We start from the raw sequence: 17,579 nt of genomic DNA on the forward strand, positions 1-17,579 counted from the left end.
GGCAACGCTATTCGGGTCACCGGCTTGGAGGGAGTCCCCGCTGGTACACCCTTCACTAGAGACTCCCCTCCCCTGCCGCAGTGGCGATGGAATAGAGGCATTCGTGCAACTACGACGAAGGAGAAAGACGATGAGCAATGAAGAGCAGAGCACCGGCTGGAGCGGCGGGAACAACGCCTTCGGCGACTTCGCACCCGGAATGGTCCATTACACCGACCGTGTCCTCTTCGATGAGGTCTGGGAGCGAGAGGAGCTGTCCAAGCGCGATCGGAGCCTGATCACGGTCGCGGCGCTGACCGCACTGGGCAAGATGGACCAGCTGAAGTTCCATCTCGGTTTCGCCCGCCAGAACGGCGTCACCGACGAGGAGCTCAAGGAGGCCTTACTGCACCTTTCCTTCTACGCCGGCTGGCCCAACGGTATGGGCGCGACGACCGTGCTGAAAAACGTCGTGGAGGACGCCTGACACCGGTCTCTAGATACACGCGAAACACCCGACGCGGCGGGGAAACCCTCACCGCACGGCCCGGCACCGGCCGCGGTGCTGTGGCTGTGCAGCCCGGCAGCCAGCTTCGTCGTCGGCGTCGCGTTGCCCGTCGACGACGGCTACACCACCCAATAAGAAGGAGACACCACCCATGACCACATGGATCCCGGACGGAACACCAGAGACGCCGCAACGTCTCAGCGGAGCCACCCGCTTGTTTCCCATCATCGGAGACCCCATCACGCACGTGCAGTCCCCCATATGGCTCACGCGGACTTTCGCCGAGCGCGGCCATAACGGGATCTGCGTACCGATGCATGTACCCGAGGGCGCACTCGATGCTGTCATGGCCGGACTCACAGCAACGCCGAACGTCGACGGGATCCTGGTCACGATGCCGCACAAGCACGACGCCTTCACCTATTGCTCCACCAGCACCGACCGTGCGGGCCGCTCTGGCGTCGTCAGCGTCATGCGCCGCAACCCGGACGGCACCTGGCACGGGGACATGCTCGACGGCCTCGCGTTCGTCAAGGCGCAGCAGGACCACGGCGCGACCATCCACGGCTCACGAGCGCTGCTAGTAGGCACCGGAAGCGCGGGCAGCGCGATCGCAATCGCCCTCATCGAAGCCGGGGTGCGGGAGCTCGTGGTCCACGACACTGACCTGTCGCGCGTGAACGGTGTACTGGACCTGCTGGAGACGATGGATCCTGGCCGGGCGCGTGCCGGGACGGCCGACCCAACGGGCTTCGACCTGGTCTTCAATGCGACCCCTCTGGGGATGGGAGACAAGGACCCGTTGCCGGTGGATCGCACATTGCTGACCTCCTCAATGTTTGTCGGCGACGTGGTCTCGGGACACGGCACTACACCTCTCATTGCTGCCGCCCGTTCCGTTGGCTGCGGAACTGCCGCCGGTGAGCACATGGTTGCGGCCGTGCAAGATCTTATGGCTGATTTCATGCTCGGTCGCCGGAGTGAACAGTGACCACTCGCATTGCACCGCAGAATAGACCCAAGGAGACATGATGAACCATTCGCACCCACCGCTCCGGCGCAGCCCCCGCGGGCAGGCCATGGCCCCGCCAACTATGCCAATTCGTGCTGAGGCCTTCGATGACCCGCACGGTACCGTCCTTTACTGGCTCGGCATGGCGGGATTTCTGATCAATGCACGGGGGACGCTGATTATGGTCGATCCGCTGCTCCAGGACTTTGACATGCCTGTGCTCATCGACTTCCCGCTCCGGGCGGCAGACGTCCCCCGAGTCGATGGGATCCTGGTCACTCACGCGGACAATGACCACTTCAGCGTGCCGACATGTAATGCCTTGAATGAAGTCACCCAGCGGTTCCACTCGACCCGCTACGTCTCCGATCTGATGCAGGAACTGGGCATGCCCGCCGAGGGCCACGGCATCGGCGATGCCTTCTCCATCGGCGGGGTCCGTGTCACGGTCACACCGGCCGACCATGCCTGGCAGAATGCCGCGCCCAAGCCGGGGCAGCGCACCTTCCGCGATGAGGACTCGTGCGGCTTCTGGATCGAGACCCGTGACGGCGTGATCTGGGCACCAGGGGACTCACGGCTGATCCTCGAACACCATCTGACCATGCCGACCCCGGACGCGCTGCTGTTCGACTTCTCGGACAGCGAGTGGCACTTCACCTTCGACGGCGCGGTCGAGATTGCCAATGCCTACCCCGACGCGGACCTGCTCCTGCACCACTGGGGCTCGGTGGACTCCCCCGATTTCTCCCCGTTCAACGCCGACCCGGACACGCTCTGGGACGCCGTGGTCAACCCCAAGCGCATCCATGTACTTGCCCCGGGCGAGCCTTTCCGGCTGGGCGGCGCGTCCGCGTAGGCGCGAAGCAATCAGCGGTTGAGGCAACCGAGGTGGCGGCCGTGACACTTGACGGAGCCGGACCCACAAAGCACAAGTGCCCCGCCAAGCCGAAGCCTGACGGGGCACTTATGCGAGACTCCAGTGTGACCGCCGGTGACAGCAAGTCAGCACCCAGATCCTCTGGTATCCGAGCCAATCAGCTCAAGAACCGCTAATCTGCCGAAGCACGTACTGCAGGATGCCACCGTTGCGGTAGTAGTCCGCTTCACCCGGGGTATCGATGCGCAGGACGGCGTCGAAGGACTTGGACGTGCCGTCCTCGGCCGTTGCCGTCACCTTGAGCGTCTTTGGCGTGGTGCCGTTGTTCAGCGCCGTGACGCCTTCTACCGAGAAGGTCTCCGTGCCGGTCAGGCCCAGCGTTGCCGCGGACTCGCCAGCGGGGAACTGCAGGGGAAGAACGCCCATGCCGATGAGGTTGGAGCGGTGAATGCGCTCGTAGCTCTCGGCGACGACGGCCTTGACACCCAGGAGCGCAGTGCCCTTGGCTGCCCAGTCACGCGACGATCCTGAACCGTATTCCTTGCCTGCAATGACAACCAGCGGCGTTCCCGCAGCCTGGTAGTTCTGTGCGGCATCGTAAACGTAGGCCTGCGGTGCACCTTCCTGGCTGAAGTCGCGGGTGAAGCCACCCTCGACGCCGTCCAGCAGCTGGTTCTTGATGCGGATGTTGGCGAAAGTACCGCGGATCATGACTTCGTGGTTGCCACGGCGCGAGCCGTAGGAGTTGAAGTCCTTGCGCTCCACGCCGTTGGCCAGGAGGTACTGGCCTGCCGGAGTGTCCGACTTGAAGGAGCCGGCCGGGGAGATGTGGTCCGTGGTGACGGAATCGCCAAGCTTCAGGAGCACGCGGGCACCTGCGATGTCCTTGACGGGATCCGGCTGCGCCTTCATGCCTTCGAAGTATGGGGGCTTCCGGACGTAGGTGGAGTCCTCGGCCCAGGCGAACGTGTCGCCTGCCGGGGTGTCGAGTGCCTTCCAGCGCTCGTCGCCGTCGAAGACGCCCTCGTAACCCTTGGCGAACATAGCCTTGTCGATGGAGGAGTCAATGACTTCCTGCACCTCGATGGGGTTGGGCCAGATGTCCTTCAGGAAGACCTCGTTGCCCTCGGAGTCGGTGCCCAGGGCATCGGTGTCGAAGTCGAAGTCCATGGAACCGGCCAGGGCGTAAGCGATGACCAGCGGCGGGGAAGCCAGGTAGTTCATCTTGACGTCCGGGTTGATACGGCCTTCGAAGTTGCGGTTGCCCGAGAGGACAGCCGTCACCGAGAGGTCGTTGGCCTGGATGGCTTCGGAGATCTCCGGCTCCAGCGGGCCGGAGTTGCCGATGCACGTAGCGCAGCCGTAGCCCACGATGTAGAAGCCAAGCTTCTCCAGGTACGGCGTCAGGCCGGACTTTTCGTAGTAGTCCGTGACTACCTTCGAGCCCGGGGCGACGGAAGTCTTGACCCACGGCTTGGAGGTAAGGCCCTTGTCCACGGCGTTGCGGGCGAGAAGCGCCGCTGCCAGCATGACCGAAGGGTTGGACGTGTTGGTGCAGGACGTGATCGAGGCGATCGACACTGCACCGTGGTCCAGCTCGAACTCGCGGCCGTCGGCTGTCTTCACGTGCACCGGGGAGGACGGGCGGCCGTGCGCACCGTTGGCGGCGGACGCAACGCGTGCTGTCTCCGTGGTGTGCGAGTCGGCGTGCGTGAAGGACGGTGAATCCGAAGCCGGGAAGGACTCGTCCAGGGATTCGTCTACGCTGCCATCTTCAATGGCGACGTAGTTGTGGATGTCCTTGCGGAACTGCTCCTTGGCATCCGTCAGCTCGATGCGGTCCTGCGGACGCTTCGGGCCGGAGATGGACGGAACAACCGTTGAAAGGTCCAGCTCGAGGAACTCGGAGAAGCGCAGCTCGCGGGAAGGATCGTGCCAGAGGCCCTGTTCCTTGGTGTACGCCTCCACAAGGGCGACATTCTCTTCGGAGCGGCCGGTCAGGCGCAGGTATTCCAGGGTGACATCATCAATCGGGAACATGGCGGCCGTGGAACCGAATTCCGGGCTCATGTTTCCGATGGTTGCGCGGTTTGCCAGCGGCACAGCGGCAACGCCTTCACCGTAGAATTCGACGAACTTACCCACCACGCCGTGCTTGCGCAGCATTTCGGTGATGGTCAGCACAACGTCCGTTGCGGTGGCGCCTGCCGGGATGCTGCCGCTGAGCTTGAAGCCCACGACGCGGGGAATCAGCATGGAGACGGGCTGGCCAAGCATGGCAGCCTCGGCTTCGATGCCGCCGACGCCCCAGCCCAGGATGCCCAGGCCGTTGACCATGGTGGTGTGGGAGTCGGTTCCAACGCAGGTGTCCGGGTAAGCACGAAGCACGCCGTCGATCTCGCGGGTCATGACGGTGCGGGCCAGGTACTCGATGTTGACCTGGTGGACAATACCGGTTCCCGGGGGAACAACCTTGAAGTCATCAAAGGCCGTCTGGCCCCACCGCAGGAATTGGTAGCGCTCACCATTGCGCTGGTACTCGATCTCCATGTTGCGCTCCAGCGCACCGGAGTTACCGAAGGCGTCGATCTGGACGGAGTGGTCGATGACCATTTCGGCGGGTGCCAGGGGGTTGACGCGCTTGGGGTCGCCGCCAAGTTCTTTCACGGCCTCGCGCATCGTGGCGAGGTCTACAACGCAGGGTACGCCGGTGAAGTCCTGCATGATGACTCGGGCCGGGGTGAACTGGATTTCCGTGTCGGGCTCCGCATTGGGGTCCCAACCGGCCAGGGCGCGGACGTGGTCAGCCGTTATATTGGCGCCATCCTCAGTCCGCAGGAGGTTTTCAAGCAATACCTTGAGGCTGAACGGAAGGCTGTCTGCGCCCTCTACGGAGTTCAACCGGAAAATTTCATAATCGGTGCCGGCTACATTCAGTACGCCTTTGGAACCGAAGCTGTCCACAGTGCTCATGGCAGGACTCCTCTCGCAACAGTTTCATCTTTGTCGCGTGGTTGGCCGCTAGCCAGTTAGGCGCACCTTACTTAGCCGGGCGGCACTCTCAGTTGGTCAACCCCTGTCCCCCGCGCGGAACCATGCGGAGTGGGGCTGCTATGTGGGACTACTATGCCCATCGTAGTGGTAGCGATCATGTTCAAGCACCGCTCCAGGGCAGCTCCACGAAATGCGGCACCCCAGGCATCGCCCGCCATCCGGTGGCGTGGCGGGCGATAGAGGGCTAACCGGCGGGAACGATGAGGCTTACGGTCTCCAAGTGATGCGTGTGGGGGTACAGGTCCAATGCCCTCAACGACTCCAGGCGCCAACCGCCTTGCTGGAAGTAACCCAGATCACGTGCAAAAGAAGCCGGATCACAGGACACATAGGCGATTGCCCGGGGATGTGAGGCCATGAGTTGGTTAACCACGGCTTTTCCAGCCCCCACGCGCGGCGGGTCCAGCACCAGGGAATCGAAGTTCCGGGGACGCTGATGCAATACCCGCTCCACTCGTCCCTGCACGATCTCAACATGGGATTCTCCATGCAGGTTCTTGCGGGCATCACGGCTGGTGCCAGGCGATCCTTCAACGGACAATACCGAACCCGTGACGCCTACCGCATCAGCCAGGGGTGCAGTAAACAGGCCGGCACCGGCGTAGAGGTCCGCCACCGCAGCACCGGGTTGGAGATACCCTCCACCTGCGAGGTAGCTGGTCACCGCGTCCACCAGGGTGTCCGGCGCGTCCTTATGAATCTGCCAGAAGCCCTCGCCTGTCACACGGTATTCATGCCCCACCGCCGATTCCTGCACCCAGGTCCGCCCCCGAAGCTGCAGCACCTGGCCCTTGCCGGGATCGAAGCTGGCTACGGAAACGTCGGGCGGCAATTGCGAAAGGATGCCGTGCAGCCGCTTGGGACTGGTCGTTTCCTCCGGCGCCAGCAACACCAGCGGCCTGGAGCCATTGGCCGGCGCCGCCACTTCTACACGTGCTATCCCGCTGAGATCGAGGTCCCACAACTTGAGGTGGTTGATTCCGGGAAGCGCCAACGGCATCTCCCGGATGGGCACCAGGACGTCGGAACGGTGGGCATGCATACCCAGCCGCCCCTTGGAGGTCACAGCAAAGCTGGCGCGCGTACGCCAGCCGAGTCCGCCGTCGTCGTTGGCACCTACGCCCTCAACCTCGACCGCAAGGTCCAGGCCAGCGAGTCTCTTGAGCTGTTCGGACAACACTTCAGCCTTCAGGGCACGCTGCCGCTGCAGGGAAATGTGGCCGAGCTCGGCACCGCCCACGGGTGGATTCCCGTGCTGCCAGGCCGTCAACGAATCGGCCGGCTTCCAGAAGTGCTGCACGCGGTCCGGCGAGGCTTCCAGGACCTCCACGACGTCGGCACGCCAGAAGCGGGACGAGTCGCCGGAGTCGGTCAACCGGATCCGGACCTTCTCCCCCGGAATGCCGTGACGCACGAAGATGACGCGGCCTGCATGGCGTGCGACGAAATGCCGCGCCGTGCGCGACAGGGCCAACGTCAACGGTCAGTTCGGTGCCGGGCGTGCCTTGGCCTCCGTTGTTGTCAGTAAGGGGGGAAATGCTGTGGGAGGTCATTGGGTATCCTGCAGTGCCTTTGCTTCTTCGGAGGACTTGAGCTGCCACGGAACGCTGGCAACCATGACTCCAGGTTCAAAGTGGAGCCGCGTCTTGATTCTGAGTGCCGTCTGGTTGTGAACCAGCTGCTCCCACCACTTGCCCACGACGTACTCAGGGATGTACACCACGATCAAGTCCCGGGGTGAGTCGCGTCTCATGTTCTTGATGTACTCCATGATGGGAGTCACGGTCTCACGGTAGGGGCTGGCCAGGACGGTGAGCGGTACTGGAATTTCCAGCTTCTCCCAATCCCGAACGGTATGTTCTGTCTCTTCGGAGTTGATATCCACGGTAATCGCATCCAGTCGCGACGGCCGGGACGCCCGTGCGTAAGCCAATGCCCGCAGTACAGGCTTGCGGACGTGCGAAACAAGCAGGACAGCGTGGACACGGGTAGGTAGCGCGCGGGGCGATGAATCCTCGTCGACAGCCAACTCCTTGGCAACATTGTCATAGTGCGCCCGGATACTCCACATGATGAGGAACAGCACGAACATTGCCAGAAGTGCGATCCAGGCACCTTGCTCAAACTTGGTGATGAGGACGATGACCAGGACCAACGCAGTCATGCCGAAGCCCACCATGTTGATGGTCCGCGACTTGATGATCCTGCGGCGTACCGATTTGTCCCGCGCCAGCTTCAGTTCACGGCCCCAGTGGCGGACCATGCCGAGCTGGCTGGCGGTGAAGGAAATGAAGACCCCCACGATGTACAGCTGGATGAGCTTGGTGACATCGGCGTTGAACGCAATGATGAGGACCAGCGCTCCGGCAGCCAGGGCCAGCACGCCGTTGCTGAAGGCCAACCTGTCGCCGCGGGTTCGGAGCTGGCGGGGAAGGTAGCCGTCCTGGGCCAGGATGGACCCAAGCACCGGGAAGCCATTGAACGCCGTGTTGGAAGCGAACACCAGAATGACGCCGGTGGCAGCCACCACTATGTAAAACGGAATGGAACCGGCCCCAAAAATGGTGTCCGCGATCTGGCTGATGGCTGGATTCTGGATATAGCCCTCAGGCAACGGCTTGCCGTCAAGAAGGAATTCCTTGGCGGGATCCAGAACGATGTGGACCTTCGTGGCGTTGGCGAGGTAAAGGATCCCCGCAAGCATGGCTGCCGCGATCGCGCCAAGTAGCAGCAATGTAGTGGCAGCGTTCTTGCTCTTGGGCTTTTGGAAGTTGGGCACGCCGTTACTGATCGCCTCCACACCCGTCAGGGCAGCAGCACCGGAGGAAAAGGCCCTCAGCAGCAGGAACGCACCGGCAAGGCCGACGAGGCCTTCATCGAAGCCGGCCTCGGGCACGATAGTGAAGTTGGCGGACGCCGCCTGGCCCAGTTGTCCCGTCAGCGCCTGGAAGATGCCCACGAGGGTCATGCCCAGGATAGAGGCCATGAAAATGTAAGTGGGGACGGCGAAGACCGTACCGGCCTCCTTGATGCCGCGCAGGTTGACCAGGGCGAGAACGATCACGCCAACAGTCGCGATCATCGCCTGTTGGCCGTGCAATGAAGGGATCGCCGTGGTGAGATAGGCGGCGGCGGAGGACATCGACACCGCAACGGTCAGGACGTAGTCCACCAGGAGCGCCGAAGCGACGGTGAGCCCGGCATATTTGCCCAGATTGACGTTGGCGATCTCATAGTCGCCTCCGCCCGATGGGTAGGCGTGCACGTTCTGCCGATAGGAGGCGACCACTGTGAGCAACACCACCATCACGGCCAAGCCGACGAAGGGGGAGAACGCCACGGCGCTGACACCGGCCAGAGCCAGGGTCAGCAGGATTTCATCCGGCGCGTAGGCCACTGAAGACAGGGCGTCCGAGGCGAAGATCGGCAAAGCGATGCGTTTGGGCAAGAGGGTGTGGGATAAGCGGTCATTCCGGACTGGCCGGCCCACCAACACACGCTTCGCAGCATTCAGTATTGTCAACACTTTCGCAAAACTACTCTGAATCCCCAGCGATGTCATGACGGCGGTCTCCGCCTTACGTCCATCGCACCGGTAAAGTCATACGCAGCGCACGGTAAACACACATAAGGAGACACGGTGGCTCACTTCGTGATCATGGGTTGCGGCCGTGTTGGCGCAACCCTGGCACACACTCTGGAAGACGCCGGCCATTCGGTGGCCATCATCGACCAGGACGAGCGGGCGTTCCGTCGGCTTCGCAATACGTTTACCGGCCGCAAGGTCACCGGCGTAGGTTTCGACAGGGACACACTCAAGCAGGCAGGCGTGGAAGAGGCTTACGCATTCGCCGCTGTTTCCAGTGGTGACAATTCCAATATCCTGGCCACCCGGGTAGCACGTGAGACTTTCCATGTCGCACACGTCGTGGCCCGCATCTACGATCCCGGACGCGCCGAAATCTATCAGCGCCTCGGCATTCCCACCGTGGCCGCGGTGCGCTGGAGCGCCGACCAGGTCCTCAGGCGCATCCTTCCCGAACAGCATCTCGCCGGCGATTACCGGGAGCCATCCGGGCGGCTAGTCCTGGCGGAGGTGGATCTGCACGAGGGATGGATTGGCCATAGCGTGACGTCCATTGAAGCTGCCGCAGGCATCCGTGTCGCCTTCCTGACGCGTTTTGGTGAAGGTCTCCTGCCCCTGCCGGGCACGGCCTACCAGGAGGGCGATACCGTCCACGCAATGTTGAGCCTGGACAGGACCTCGGAGATCAGCCGGGTCCTCGCCAAAGCACCGGTCAAGGAGTCTTAGTGAAAGTTGTCATCGTTGGCGCAGGCAGCGTCGGCTCGTCCATCGCCCGTGAGCTCCTGGCCCACAACCATCAAATCCTGCTCATCGACCTCAAGCCTGAAGTCATTGGCCGCAGCGGCCTTCGGGGTGCGCGCTGGCTGGTGGGCGATGCCTGCGAACTCAGTACCCTGCAGGACGCAAAACTTGAGGATGCCGACGTCGTGGTTTCCGCGACGGGTGATGACAAGGTGAATCTGGTGGTGTCCCTGCTGGCCAAGACGGAATTTGCCGTTGGCCGCACTGTTGGCCGCGTCAACAACCCCAAGAACGACTGGATGTTCAATGACTCCTGGGGTGTGGACGTCGCCGTCAATACTCCCCAGCTCATGACTGCCCTGGTTGAGGAAGCCGTGGAAATCGGCGACATCGTAAGGCTCTTGACTTTGCAGACAGGCGTCGCCTCGATCGTGGAATTTACCGTTCCCCACGACTCCCACGTCATTGGCAGCACAGTGGGCGCCATTGAGTGGCCGGAAGACGCCACCTTGGTGGCCATCCTGCGCGATCAGGCACCCATCACCCCAAGCCGGGACGACGTCCTCGATGGTGGTGACGAACTGTTCTTCGTCACCACCATACAGGCAGAGGACGGCCTGCGGGCACTGTTGTCACCGTCGTCGATGGCAGGCCAAGGACCCCGCGACGGTGATGCCAACGTTGCTGATCAGGCGGAGGACGACGGCTTCGACGGCTGAGGTGCGGGCTTGGTAACAAGCCAGGCCACCCAAAGGCCCAGGATGTAGAGCGGTGCACCCATGAGGAGCCTGGTAGTGGCCAACGCCGTCAAGCCTGGCTCACCCAGGAAGTACAGCGGCACCTGCACCACCAGCCGCAGCGCAAGCACCGCCACAACAATCCAGGTGCCAAGCTGGTACGCCCGCAGCCGTTCAGGATCCTTGCGCCATTCGAGACCCTCGTTGCGGACGAATCCGAACAGCAACCCGGCAAGCGGCCATTTGAGGACGACGGAAAGCACCATGCCCGCGATATAGGCAATGTTGGTGAAGAAGCCGAGAACGTAGAAGTCCTCAGCCTTCCCTGTGGTGTTGGCCAACCAGGCAGAAATCCCGACGCCGACCACACCGGCAAGTGCCTGCGTCAACGGGCGTCGTTGGATCAGGCGGACAACAGTGAAGATTGCTGCCGTCGCCAACGCCGCGACCAGGGAAACCGTCAAGTCGCGGCTTATGGTGAAGGCCACGAGGAAAACAAGGCCCGGCAGGATGCTCTCGGCGATGCCTTGCACTCCCCCGGCAGACTTCAACATGTCCACATGGCCGGCACTGTTGCGCTGAAGCCCCGCTTTTTCTGCATAGCCCGCAGCTAAATCCGCGACCCCCGGGCTTTGGGTTGCCGGGGTCTTGGCTGACCCCGCGGCCGTGGTTTCACTCATGCCTGACGTAGGCTCGGCGGAATCCTTCGGCTCTGATCCATTGGCCACTGTCATAGGTGCTCCTGACGGGAAAGTATTTCGTAGCGTGGATTGAACATCGCAGGCACGCCGTCCTTTTGTGTCACCACGCCGTTCAAGCGCAACTCCGCTCCTGCTTCAATCCCAGGTACCCGGTTCCTGCCCAACCAGATGACGCGCAAGCGTGCATACGGCCTTTTCACGCCCCCGCCACCCACTGATGGTTGGGAACTGTGCTCCAGCGCGTCCACGACAATCGCTGAAAAGAAGGGTTGCTCACTTGGCGGCTGGTACGTGACAGATTCGACGAATCCAGTACAGGTGGCCCTGCCGCGGGCAGGGAGATCACGGACGCCGTGTTGCTGCGACTGCTGCCCGGCGGATCCTGGCGAGCCGGGCGTATCAGCCAATCTGGGTAATCTCCGGTCCCCGCTCCGGCTGGTGCAGGGCGGGACCACCTTGCTGTGCACCGGGATCTGGAACTCCAGCGGGGGCCTGGGCTGGGGCTTGGGTAGCAGCGTCCTTGGGCAGACGCAGCTGCAACAGTTCGCGCGGCGGCATCGGATTGTCGCCACGGACAACAACTACGCGCCGGAAGAGCTCCTCCAGGGCTGCCGCGGCCTCCCGGTCCAGTGCGGCTTCGCCGCCGAGGACACCTCGCAGGAACCACCGGGGACCGTCCACGCCCATGAAGCGGGCGGCGCGGAAACCCCGGCTGCCGTCGGTAGCTTCCGCCGGGAGCTTCGCGACGAGCTCTGTGCCAAACGTTCCAGATACTTCCTCTGTCTCGCCACCCTGGCTGGCTACGGATTGGCCGATCTGCTCGCGGATCTCGTCCCACAGGCCCTCCGAACGCGGAGCAGCGAACGCCTGGAGCTGAAGGCTTGAGCCAGCCAGGTCCATGGTCACCGCCACAACGCGCTGGGTAGCTTCTTCCACTTCCAGCCGCAGCTGGAGCCCATCGGCGGGTGCGATCAGCAGTGCGCCGAGGTCCACGTACCCGTCGCGGTCCTCGATCTCATCGATGTCCCAAGGACCTTTGCCAAGCCGGAAATCACCCTTGGTACCGGACGCGCCGGTCGCAGGGGCTGTTGCCTCAGCCGCATCGTTTTCCTCGACGGTGCCAGCGGTTTCCGGCCGCTCGGCCTTGGACTTTTTGCCGCGCCCAAAAAGCATTGGGTTGTCTCCTTAGTAGTGGTCTATCCCCAAGTAAACCGCAACCCCGTGGGTTATCAGGCCACCGGTGCGTTGAATCCGCCAGTGGAACCAAAGCCGCCCGTACCGCGGGCGGAGTCGGATAGATCATCAACCATCACGAAGCGCGCGTACTCGACGCGCTGAATCACCATCTGGGCAATTCTATCGCCGCGCTTGAGCTCAATGGCGTGGTCTTGGTCAGTGTTCAACAGCGTGACCGCGATTTCGCCGCGGTAACCTGCGTCCACAGTCCCGGGTGCGTTGACAACGGTGAGGCCATGTTTGGTCGCGAGGCCGGACCGCGGGTGGATCAGTGCCACGAAGCCGTCCGGGAGGGCAATCGAAACGCCCGTAGGAACCAATTTCCGTTCACCCGGGGCCAGTTTCACGTCCTCACGGGCACGCAGGTCCGCGCCGGCATCGCCCGGGTGCGCGTAGGACGGTGCTTCCAGCCCGGCGTCGAGCATTTTCAGCTGAACGTCCAAAGTGGGCGCGCCATACGCTGCGGTGGTGTCATTACTGAATACTGCGGTCTCGTTGCTCACAGTGGACCATTCTACGTGGGGCACCTCCATGCGGGCACTCCGGGCAAATAGCCGGCCCAAGGGCCGATAAGCTGGACCCATGCCTACGCCTGACCAGTCCGCCCCCATGCCTGCCCGGAATAGTCCCTCCGCCTCCGAGGTCTTGTTCACCGAGAAATTATGGCCGACCATCTGGATCTGGGTTGTCGTCGTGGGCCTCTCGAGCGCTGGAATCCTGATGTTCGCACCGATCAGTGCCGCCGCGGGCATCATCGCCGCCCTGGTGCTTCTGGCCGTCATGACCACCCTGTTGGTGGTTTCAACACCCACCATCACCGTTACGCGGGACAGCCTTAGGGTGGGACGCGCCACTATCGACCGCAAATTCGTCGGCACCGCCGAGGCATTCAAAAAAGGCGAGGCCACCGCCGAACGTGGAACCCGCCTCAATGGCCTCGCCTACATGTGCTTCCGCGGGTGGATCGATGCCGTAGTTAAAATCGACATCACTGATCCCGCCGATCGGACGCCGTACTGGCTGGTGTCTTCGCGCCGCCCGGACGAACTCGTCGCTGCGCTGGGCGCGCACTAGCTCTGCCCTGGGTGGGCATTAGCGCTGCGCTGGGTGCGCTGGTCCTGCTAGCTCTCGCATTCCGTGCAGTACAGGTGCCCGTCCCTCTCAGTGGCAATCTGGGAGCGGTGCTTCACAAGGAAGCAGTTGTAGCACGTGAATTCGTCAGCCTGTGGTGGCATGACCTGAATCAGGAGCTCTTCTCCGGAGAGGTCCGCTCCGGGTAGCTCGAAGCCATCGGCAAGATCGGTCTCATCGACATCCACCGCAGAGGATTGCTTCCCCGACTGGCGCGTCTTGAGTTCCTCAATCGAGTCCTCGCTGACGTCTTCCTCGGTCTTTCGAGGGGCATCGTAATCCGTGGCCATGGTCCTTCTTCATCCTGTCGTACTTGCTCCGGGTAGGATTCCGGCCTGGCGGATTTCCTGCCCGCCGCCGGTCTAAGGGTGTAACGCCGGACGCCCCGGATTTGTGCCCGATATCGGCCAGATTGTCCTCCCCTGTCCAGCGATTGTCCAGAGGCGGCAAATTACGCTCGGATTGCGGGGACGGATCCGCCCGATAATGTGCCACTTTCGCCGGAATATCACGGCACGCCCTTTGTCCTAGTAGGAAAAGGGCAATGGGGGTGGCAGAGTTTCGAATGTCAGTTATGCCATGTGGTGGAGGGTGTTATGCAGGATCTACGGCTGGTAGGCGTCCACGACGACGGCGGGCATCTGCTCCTGAGCGGACCCGGCGGTGCGATGTTCCAGCTTCCGATCGACGAGGCACTTCGTGCCGCGACGAGCAGGACCCCCGCCCAGGTCGCTGCGCGGGCGTCAAACACCCCGATTGCCATGTCCCCCAGGGATATTCAGTCCAGAATCCGCAGTGGAGCCACGGCGGCCGAAGTAGCGGAGTTGTCCGGGCTGCCCCTTGCCAACGTGCAACGTTACGAGGGTCCTGTCCTGGCCGAACGTGAGTACGTTGCGCAGCAAGCCAGAAACATTGAAGTAGCTTCCCCGGCCCCGGGCCAGGACATCTATCGCTCCGCCTTTGGCGACAATCCAGCGACGCTCGGCGAAATGGTGGCCCACCGCCTGTCCGCGCACGGCATCGATTCTTCAACTGTTGAATGGGACTCCTGGCGCCGTTCGGATGGTTCCTGGACCGTCGTCGCGCGCTTTGAAACGGTCCCCGGTACGCACGGAAGCATCGGCGAGGAGCCACCGGCGATGTGGACGTTCAGTCCGCAGCGGAAATCCCTGCAAAACGCCAACCGCTGGGCCCAGCAGCTCAGTGAGTTGGAGCCACTGGACGGCCCCGTTCCTGCACGCCGGCTTGCCGCCGTCTCGGATCGTCCTTTCGACTTCGAGACGGACGCCGAAACTGCGGCACGCGCGTCTGCGAAGGAATCCGACAGCCTTCTGGAAATGCTCCGCTCACGCCGCGGGCAGCGCCTGGGCGTGGACGAAGACGGCGATGACGCCTTGGCCGTCCTGCTCAGCAACGTTCCGGCAGCCCACCCCCGTTCTGGCGGTGAAGATCACCAGCCGGCCGAGGAACCCGCCGGGGATCAACCAGAACCGGAGGCTTCTCCTGTGGCTGAGCCTGCGCGGAAGGACGGACGCCCTTCCATGCTGTCCCGGCTGAGCCTCGCGCCCCGGAACCATGACTCAAACGACGACGACGACTCACTGAAACTCCACGACGGCGTCAGCACGGAGACGCGCGAAATCACCGTTGTGGCCAGCCCATTGCGGCCCGTGACTTCCTTAACCGACCGCAAGCCGGGGGCGGCCAGTGCTCCTGAGCCCAAGGACGCGGATCGAATTGATTCCGGGACAAACCAGACGCCACGGGCAGGGCTGGACGAACTGCTTGGCGGAGCCACCACCCCGCAAACACAGACTGATCGTGCTGCGTCGCGCACAGAGACAGCCGCACAGGACAAGGCACCCCTGGAAGCCGGGGACCGGAATACGCACAAGGATGCAGAAGCACCCGTCGAGCGCCAGCCCTCCCGTCCAAAGCGGTCAAGCATCCCCAGTTGGGACGAGATCGTCTTCGGCGCCCGCGGCGACTAGCCCCTGGCGCAGCGACCAGCACTTAGCCAAGGCGACCAGCCCCTAGCTACGCGTCAAGCCGGAGCCACTGCCGGAGCCGGCTCCCGGCCACAGGCAGGCATCGACGTCGAACGGAAGAGTCGGGTCTCCTCCAGCCATGAGGTTGGCCCCGTGGGCTGTCACGCGGCGCATGTAATGGCGTCGGCACAAGGTCTCATAGCCAACCACGGGTTCGTGGCCAACAGCTTCCGCTGTCTGAGCTTGATCACTCACGCCCGGGACGTCGCTGGCGGTCTGGGGAGCGACATCGCCAACCATGACCTGGTCCCCTTCCACCACCATGATGCCGTCCACCGTTCGGGCATTTTGAGTTGCCCGGCGCCCGCACCAGCACAGTGCTTCGACCTGTAGCACCTGCACTTTGTCGGCGAGTTCGATCAGACGTTGGGAGCCGGGAAACAAGGTGGTTCGAAAGTCCGAGGTGATCCCGAACGCGAAGACGTCCACCTCCATCTCATCCACCAGGCGCGCCAACTGCTCCACCTGGGCAGCGGAGTAGAACTGGGCTTCATCGCAGATCAGATAGTCGACGCGAAGCCCACTGGTCCGGCGTACAACCACTTCGTCCCAGAAGTCCGTGTCCGCATGGACTTCAACGGCGTCTGTCTTCAGGCCCAACCTGCTGGAAATCGTCGAATCACCCGCGCGGTCGTTGCAGCTGAAACGTACCCCGCCCCTGCCCCGCGCGCGGTGGTTATAGTCCATTTGCAAAGCCAGTGTGGACTTACCGCAGTCCATGGTGCCCGAGAAGAAGACGAGTTCAGCCACGCTTGCCCTTTTTACCGGCTGCCGGGAAGCAAAGGAATGGCACTTCTCTTTCCGCCTTGGTCAGGGAACCGTGTTGGCCGACTACTTCCAAGGATGCCGGACGGACCCTGCGAGTGTCGTAAAGGGCAAGGGTGTCCCGGGCGGCGATCATGACATCGCCTATGCGCGGCGCTACCTCCGGCTGGACGTCACCGAACAACCCGGCGCCTATCGCCTGCTCACGGGTGAAAGCCCAGATGCGTTCGCCAAACCTTACCCGCCAGGCCGAGATGAGCAACTCGCGCTGCGTATCCGGGAGGCCGGGCTCAAGGTAAAGATGAACCATGCGGGGTTCACCTGCAGTGTGGCGGACCCCGGCAACGAGTGAAGCATCAGCTGAGTAGTCAATGCGCTGGGACTCGGGAACGTCCAGCATTCCGTGATCCCCGGTCAACACGATAGTGGTTCCCGGCGGCAGTGTCGCGGACAGTCTCTTGACAGTGGAGTCGAGCTCTTCAAGCTGGTGTTCCCAGCGGTCGGACTGGCAGCCGTAGCGGTGACCGGCTTTGTCCAACTCGTTGACGTAGAAGTACATCAGGGAGCGGCCCCCACCGGACATTGCCTCTGCTGCGGCAGCTGTGCGCGCATGCAGGCTTGTGCCGCCCACGAAACGGCTGCCCCGGAGGGCTGCCTGCGTCATCGGGGAATTTCCGAACTGAGGGAGGCTCACGGTGACGACGTCCGCTTCGGCCCCTATGCGTTCGAACACGGTAGCGTGCGGCTGCCAAAGCGCAGGGTCCACGTGGGCGTCCCAGTTGCCAAGCAGGTTCACTACTTTGTCCTGGGAAGGATCCAGGACGTCATAGCCCACCATGCCGTGCTGCCCGGCGGGAAGCCCTGTACCCAGGCTGGCCAGGGAAGCCGCGGTGGTGCTGGGAAAAGCGGAATCAATCCAGTTGGGGACGCTGCCCTGTCCGCCGGACAGGATGGAACGCAGGAACGGTGTGTGCGAAGCCTTTTGCTTGAGCAGGCTGCGGCCCAGGCCATCGGCGAGGACTACACAGACACGCTGCGCAGCAGGCAGGTGAAGCTGGTTGGCAAATCCGGGGATGCCCATGCTCGCGGCAGCACTGGTGAAGACTTCGGCGATCGATCTGCTCCCAAAAAGCGGGGGCGAAGGGAGGTCGAGGGCCGGTGCTGTACCGGACGTTGGCTGCATGTGCTCCTGTGCAGTCAC

Annotated in this window: 16 protein-coding genes and 1 pseudogene; 7 read left to right on the top strand and 10 right to left on the bottom strand. The window is 63.0% G+C overall.

Annotated elements, in window-relative coordinates:
* The first annotated feature begins 130 nt into the window (after nucleotides 1-130).
* From ACTAQJ_RS07405 to ACTAQJ_RS07415, 3 genes are all read left to right on the top strand, one after another.
* Nucleotides 131-466, top strand: a complete 336-nt coding sequence (locus ACTAQJ_RS07405; RefSeq protein ID WP_431119745.1) for a carboxymuconolactone decarboxylase family protein — start codon at nucleotides 131-133, stop codon at nucleotides 464-466.
* A 172-nt stretch (nucleotides 467-638) separates the two neighbouring features.
* Nucleotides 639-1,478, top strand: coding sequence for a shikimate dehydrogenase family protein (locus tag ACTAQJ_RS07410; protein WP_498701579.1), 840 nt, complete (start codon nucleotides 639-641; stop codon nucleotides 1,476-1,478).
* Nucleotides 1,479-1,515: 37 nt separating this feature from the next.
* The gene (locus tag ACTAQJ_RS07415; RefSeq protein ID WP_498701580.1) at nucleotides 1,516-2,358 is read left to right on the top strand and encodes an MBL fold metallo-hydrolase; all 843 of its coding nucleotides are present in this window, start codon (nucleotides 1,516-1,518) and stop codon (nucleotides 2,356-2,358) included.
* Nucleotides 2,359-2,541: 183 nt separating this feature from the next.
* Here the strand turns inward: ACTAQJ_RS07415 and acnA are convergent, their stop codons facing one another.
* From acnA to ACTAQJ_RS07430, 3 genes and pseudogenes are all read right to left on the bottom strand, one after another.
* Complete coding sequence (gene acnA, locus ACTAQJ_RS07420) at nucleotides 2,542-5,352, bottom strand: aconitate hydratase AcnA (RefSeq protein WP_498701581.1); 2,811 nt, start codon at nucleotides 5,350-5,352, stop codon at nucleotides 2,542-2,544.
* Nucleotides 5,353-5,617: 265 nt separating this feature from the next.
* Nucleotides 5,618-6,986: pseudogene (locus ACTAQJ_RS07425) on the bottom strand (class I SAM-dependent RNA methyltransferase).
* Nucleotides 6,983-8,959 carry an APC family permease gene (locus ACTAQJ_RS07430; protein ID WP_431119738.1) on the bottom strand — a complete coding sequence of 659 codons (1,977 nt, stop codon included), beginning with the start codon at nucleotides 8,957-8,959 and terminating at the stop codon, nucleotides 6,983-6,985. The pseudogene ACTAQJ_RS07425 and the gene ACTAQJ_RS07430 overlap by 4 nt, the downstream one beginning before the upstream one ends.
* A 114-nt stretch (nucleotides 8,960-9,073) precedes the next feature.
* On the opposite strand from ACTAQJ_RS07430, the gene ACTAQJ_RS07435 reads away from it, so the two are divergent.
* Nucleotides 9,074-9,745: a potassium channel family protein gene (locus ACTAQJ_RS07435; protein WP_498701582.1), complete on the top strand. Its 672-nt coding sequence runs from the start codon at nucleotides 9,074-9,076 to the stop codon at nucleotides 9,743-9,745.
* A complete protein-coding gene (locus tag ACTAQJ_RS07440; protein ID WP_431119735.1) occupies nucleotides 9,745-10,479 on the top strand; it encodes a potassium channel family protein in 735 nt (244 codons plus the stop codon). The genes ACTAQJ_RS07435 and ACTAQJ_RS07440 overlap by 1 nt, the downstream gene beginning before the upstream one ends.
* On the opposite strand, the gene ACTAQJ_RS07445 is transcribed toward ACTAQJ_RS07440, so the two are convergent.
* From ACTAQJ_RS07445 to dut, 4 genes are read right to left on the bottom strand one after another with little or no spacing between them, the layout of a single operon-like run.
* Nucleotides 10,449-11,231, bottom strand: a complete 783-nt coding sequence (locus ACTAQJ_RS07445; RefSeq protein ID WP_498701583.1) for a DUF3159 domain-containing protein — start codon at nucleotides 11,229-11,231, stop codon at nucleotides 10,449-10,451. The genes ACTAQJ_RS07440 and ACTAQJ_RS07445 overlap by 31 nt on opposite strands.
* Nucleotides 11,228-11,605: a hypothetical protein gene (locus ACTAQJ_RS07450; RefSeq protein WP_498701584.1), complete on the bottom strand. Its 378-nt coding sequence runs from the start codon at nucleotides 11,603-11,605 to the stop codon at nucleotides 11,228-11,230. Before ACTAQJ_RS07450 ends, ACTAQJ_RS07445 begins: the two co-directional genes overlap by 4 nt.
* Nucleotides 11,598-12,371, bottom strand: coding sequence for a DUF3710 domain-containing protein (locus ACTAQJ_RS07455; RefSeq protein ID WP_431119733.1), 774 nt, complete (start codon nucleotides 12,369-12,371; stop codon nucleotides 11,598-11,600). The genes ACTAQJ_RS07450 and ACTAQJ_RS07455 overlap by 8 nt, the downstream gene beginning before the upstream one ends.
* A 56-nt stretch (nucleotides 12,372-12,427) precedes the next feature.
* Nucleotides 12,428-12,937: a dUTP diphosphatase gene (dut, locus tag ACTAQJ_RS07460; protein WP_431119731.1), complete on the bottom strand. Its 510-nt coding sequence runs from the start codon at nucleotides 12,935-12,937 to the stop codon at nucleotides 12,428-12,430.
* A gap of 79 nt (nucleotides 12,938-13,016) precedes the next feature.
* Here dut and ACTAQJ_RS07465 point away from each other — a divergent pair, with 79 nt between their 5' ends.
* A complete protein-coding gene (locus ACTAQJ_RS07465; protein ID WP_431119729.1) occupies nucleotides 13,017-13,508 on the top strand; it encodes a DUF3093 domain-containing protein in 492 nt (163 codons plus the stop codon).
* Between the two features lie 47 nt (nucleotides 13,509-13,555).
* On the opposite strand, the gene ACTAQJ_RS07470 is transcribed toward ACTAQJ_RS07465, so the two are convergent.
* Entirely contained in the window at nucleotides 13,556-13,855 is a 300-nt protein-coding gene (locus ACTAQJ_RS07470; RefSeq protein ID WP_431119728.1) for a DUF4193 domain-containing protein, read from the bottom strand.
* Nucleotides 13,856-14,161: 306 nt separating this feature from the next.
* Here ACTAQJ_RS07470 and sepH point away from each other — a divergent pair, with 306 nt between their 5' ends.
* Entirely contained in the window at nucleotides 14,162-15,556 is a 1,395-nt protein-coding gene (gene sepH, locus ACTAQJ_RS07475; RefSeq protein ID WP_498701585.1) for a septation protein SepH, read from the top strand.
* Nucleotides 15,557-15,598: 42 nt separating this feature from the next.
* Here the strand turns inward: sepH and ACTAQJ_RS07480 are convergent, their stop codons facing one another.
* Nucleotides 15,599-16,363: a thymidine kinase gene (locus ACTAQJ_RS07480; protein WP_498701586.1), complete on the bottom strand. Its 765-nt coding sequence runs from the start codon at nucleotides 16,361-16,363 to the stop codon at nucleotides 15,599-15,601.
* Nucleotides 16,356-17,561, bottom strand: coding sequence for an alkaline phosphatase family protein (locus ACTAQJ_RS07485; protein WP_431119722.1), 1,206 nt, complete (start codon nucleotides 17,559-17,561; stop codon nucleotides 16,356-16,358). Before ACTAQJ_RS07485 ends, ACTAQJ_RS07480 begins: the two co-directional genes overlap by 8 nt.
* Nucleotides 17,562-17,579: the final 18 nt, after the last annotated feature.

The sequence above is a fragment of the Arthrobacter sp. alpha11c genome, assembly GCF_054149985.1.